Annotated in this window: 4 protein-coding genes; all 4 read right to left on the reverse strand. The window is 75.0% G+C overall.

Annotation, left to right across the window (positions count from 1 at the left end; translation table 11 throughout):
- A partial coding sequence (locus N869_RS13630; RefSeq protein ID WP_035062471.1) for a copper resistance CopC family protein occupies positions 1-825 on the reverse strand: 825 nt, incomplete at its 3' end.
- Positions 826-846: 21 nt separating this feature from the next.
- Positions 847-1,869 carry a LacI family DNA-binding transcriptional regulator gene (locus N869_RS13635; RefSeq protein WP_232229743.1) on the reverse strand — a complete coding sequence of 341 codons (1,023 nt, stop codon included), beginning with the start codon at positions 1,867-1,869 and terminating at the stop codon, positions 847-849.
- The gene (proC, locus tag N869_RS13640) at positions 1,869-2,693 is read right to left on the reverse strand and encodes a pyrroline-5-carboxylate reductase (protein WP_232229744.1); all 825 of its coding nucleotides are present in this window, start codon (positions 2,691-2,693) and stop codon (positions 1,869-1,871) included. Before proC ends, N869_RS13635 begins: the two co-directional genes overlap by 1 nt.
- Before the next feature lie 75 nt (positions 2,694-2,768).
- On the reverse strand, positions 2,769-3,559 hold a 791-nt coding region (locus N869_RS13645), incomplete at its 5' end, for a hypothetical protein (RefSeq protein ID WP_232229746.1).

A 3,559-nucleotide genomic window follows, 5' to 3' on the forward strand; every position in this document is an offset into this window, starting at 1 on the left:
CACGAACGCCCCCACCGCGAGCGCCGCACCGACCCACGCGCCGACCGCGGCGAGCACCCTGCTGCGGACCCGCAGGCCGGTCCAGCAGGCGGCCACCCCCACGACGACCAGGGCCGCCGAGAGGGCCCACGGCTGACGCAGACCGAGGCGCCAGGGGTCGGGCCCGAGCAGGGCGTCCGGGCCCAGGCCCAGCTGCCAGGCGGTCAGGACCGGGAGCATGAGGGCGGCCGCGAGCGCTGCGAGCAGTGCGGCCACCCCACCGACGGTGCGCAGCCGCCCGGCGACCACCGGTGGGACGGGTACCCCGCGCAGTGCGGTGGTGCGCAGGATGGCCAGGCCGGTGACCACCAGGACGCCGGCGTAGGTCAGGCCCTGGAGTGTGGTGTGCAGCACCGAGGTGACGGGGGACGTCTGGTCCAGGTCGAGGTCGGGCAGGGGTGTGGCGGTGCTCACGCTGAACGCCGTGGAGCCGGCGAACGCGTGCGCGTCGTGGGCCAGGACCCGCCAGGTCAGCACCCATGTGCCCCGGCCGAGGCCCTCGGGCACGGTGACGGTCACGGTGCGGTCCTGCGCCTCGGCCTCCAGCGTGACGGCCCTGCCGTCGGGCCCGTACAGGAGCATCCCTCCCGGGACGAGGTCCACGTCGTCGTCGAAGGTCAGGGTGACGTGGGGTGGTGCCTCCTGGAGCGTCTGCCCGTCAGGTGGGTCGACCTGCACGAGCTCCACGTGTGCCCACGCGGGGCCACCGGACAGGACCAGGAGGCCGAGCACGACCGCCCACAGCGCCGCCCACCGTCGGGGTCTGCCCCGTCCCCATCGGCCCACGTCACGCTCCTCGTCTCGGTCTCAACGGCCCTGGCGGGGTGGCCCGCTGCTGGCACGCACCACCAGCAGCGGCTCGACGGGGTCCAGCAGCACGTCCTCGTCCTCGGCGATGGCCGCCAGGAGCGCCGCCATGCACCGTTGTCCCAACGTCCGGAAGTCCTGCCGGACGGTGGTCAGGGGCGGGTGGAAGTGGTCGGAGCCGTGGATGTCGTCGAACCCCACGACTGACACGTCCTGCGGGACGCGCACCCCGGCCTCGGCGAACGCCCGGAGCAGACCCAGCGCCATGTGGTCGTTGGTGGTGAACACCGCCGAGGGCAGCCCTTCGCGGACCAGGGTGGTGCCGACCTCGTAGCCGCGGTCGGGGCTCCAGTCGCCGGGTAGCGGGTCGCCGGGGTCGAGGCCGGCGGCCTGGAGCTCCGTGCGCCATCCCTCGACGCGCGCCCGGGCGCCGGGCCAGTCCGCGGGGCCGCTCACGTGCAGCACCTGGGTGTGCCCCAGGTCGAGCAGGTGCCGGGTCGCGAGCCGTCCGCCCAGCTGCTGGTCGACCCCGATGACCATGAGGTCGGGGTGGGCGGTGGCGGCCGGGCCGAGCATGATCACCGGGACGGCCGTGTCGAAACCCACCACCGCCTCGATGGCGCGGTCGTGGTCGGCCATCACGATGACGCCCTCCACGCCCTGGGACAGGAAGTGGTCCAGGGCGCGGTCCAGCGCGGCACGCTCCCAGTGGGCCACCGACGCGACGCTCACGAAGTAGCCGGCGTCGCGCGCGGCCTCCTCGACGGCCAGCAGGGAGCTGGACGGCCCGAACAGCGAGCCGGTCGAGGTGACGACGCCGACGGTGCCCGTGCGCCGGGTGACCAGGGCCCTGGCGGCGGAGTTGCGGCGGTACCCGAGGTCGGCGATGGCCTGCAGGACCCGTTCCCGGGTCTCGGGTCGCACGCTGAGGTGCCCGTTGAGCACCCGGGAGACCGTCTGGTGCGACACCCCGGCGAGCGCGGCCACGTCGCTCATGGCCGGGGGGCGACGTGGAGGGCTCATCAGTCCTGCTCGGCGGCGAGCTCGCGGGAGCGGTCGCGGGCGGCCTCGGCGGCGGCCAGCACACCCGCCCGGACGCCGTGGACGTCCAGCTGCCGGACGGCCGCGACCGTGGTGCCTCCGGGCGACGAGACGCGCTCGCGCAGCACGACGGGGTGCTCGCCGGTCTCCTCCTGCAGGGCCACCGCGCCCCGGAACGTCGCGGTGGCGAGCTGTGTGGCCTGGTCGCGGGGCAGGCCCAGGAGCACCCCGGCCTCGGCGAGGGCGTCCAGCAGGTAGAACACGTACGCGGGCCCGGAGCCGGAGACCGCCGTCACCGCGTCCATGTGCTTCTCGGGGACGGTGAGGACCAGGCCGGTGCGCGCCAGGAGCGTGCGGACCTGCTCCAGGTGCTCCGGGGTGGCGTGGGCGCCTGCGCACACGGCGCTCGCGCCCTGCCCGACCAGCGCCGGGGTGTTCGGCATCACCCGCACCACGGGGGTGGCGTCGGCCAGGCGACGCTCGTAGAACGCGCAGGGGACGCCCGCGGCGACGCTCACCACGACGGTGCCGGGGTCCAGGGCCTCGCGCACCTCGCCCAGGACCTGGTCGAGGTCGGCGGGCTTGACCGCCAGGACCAGCACGTCGCACCGGCTCGCGACCTTGCGGGCGGAGTCCGCCGCGCGCACCCCGAACCTGCTGGAGACCTCGGTGGCCCTGGCTGCCGCAGGTTCGCACACCACCAGGTCGTCGACGTCGACCCCGGCCTCGAGCATCGCGCCGACCAGCGCCTGGCCCATCACGCCCCCGCCGATGACGCCGACGCGGCCGGGTGTGCCAGAGATCACAGGTCCTCCTGAGTGGGGCGGTCGGGGTGAGGGTGCCGGCCCGAGCCTACCGACGAGGGGCCCGCAGCGGTCCCCTCACAACGGGTAGGCGACGAACACGTCCCGGACGTCCTGCTCGGGACCCTCGACGGAGATGAGCACCGTGTCGTTGGTCCACACGACGGTGGCGCGGCCCTGACCGTCGGGCACCACCAGGTAGCGGCCGACCTCCTGGCCGTCGACCTCCACGGTTCCCTCGTCGGGGATCGCCTCGGGGGTGGTCTCGGCGTCCTCGCGCGGCTCGACGTCCTCGACGCCCGGGGACTCCTCGCCGTCCGGCTGGTCCAGCCCCTCGACCAGCTCCTCGAACGCTGCCAGGGTCGCCTCGGGCTCGGCCCACTGGCCGGCCCGCAGCGTGAGCGTGCTCTGCCCGTCGGTGTACTCCAGCCGGTAGCCCTCGAGCGCACCGGCGGCCAGCAGGTCCTGGTCCTCCTCGCTGGTGCCGACCGCGTACGCCAGCACCGTCGACGGCAGCGCCTGGTAGAAGACCGTGCCCTCCTCACGCTCGACCGGGTCGACGGTGGGCGACGGGACGGGCAGCGTCACGACCTCCGGCTCCAGGGGCGGTGGCGGCTCGGGGTCGTGCAGGGCCAGCAGGACGACGGACGTCACGATCGCGACCAGTGCGACCGCTCCGGCCACGAGCCACCACAGCCGGGCACGGCTGCGGTGCCGCGGCCCGCCCCGGCCCGGGCCGTGCCCGTCGCGCGTGCCGACGTCGCCCTCAGGTCCGCCGAACACGTCGGACGAGGCCGAGCCCTGGTCGGCGAACCAGGGCCCCGCCTCGCCGTTCCCCCTGCCGGTGCTGTGCGTCATGCGTCTCTCCT

The organism is Cellulomonas bogoriensis 69B4 = DSM 16987 (assembly GCF_000767165.1).
Classification (GTDB): domain Bacteria; phylum Actinomycetota; class Actinomycetes; order Actinomycetales; family Cellulomonadaceae; genus Actinotalea; species Actinotalea bogoriensis.

Bases quoted from the DNA above. Each gene is read 5' to 3' on its own strand.
- N869_RS13635 (WP_232229743.1), bottom strand. From the start codon at position 1,869: ATGAGCCCTCCACGTCGCCCCCCGGCCATGAGCGACGTGGCCGCGCTC.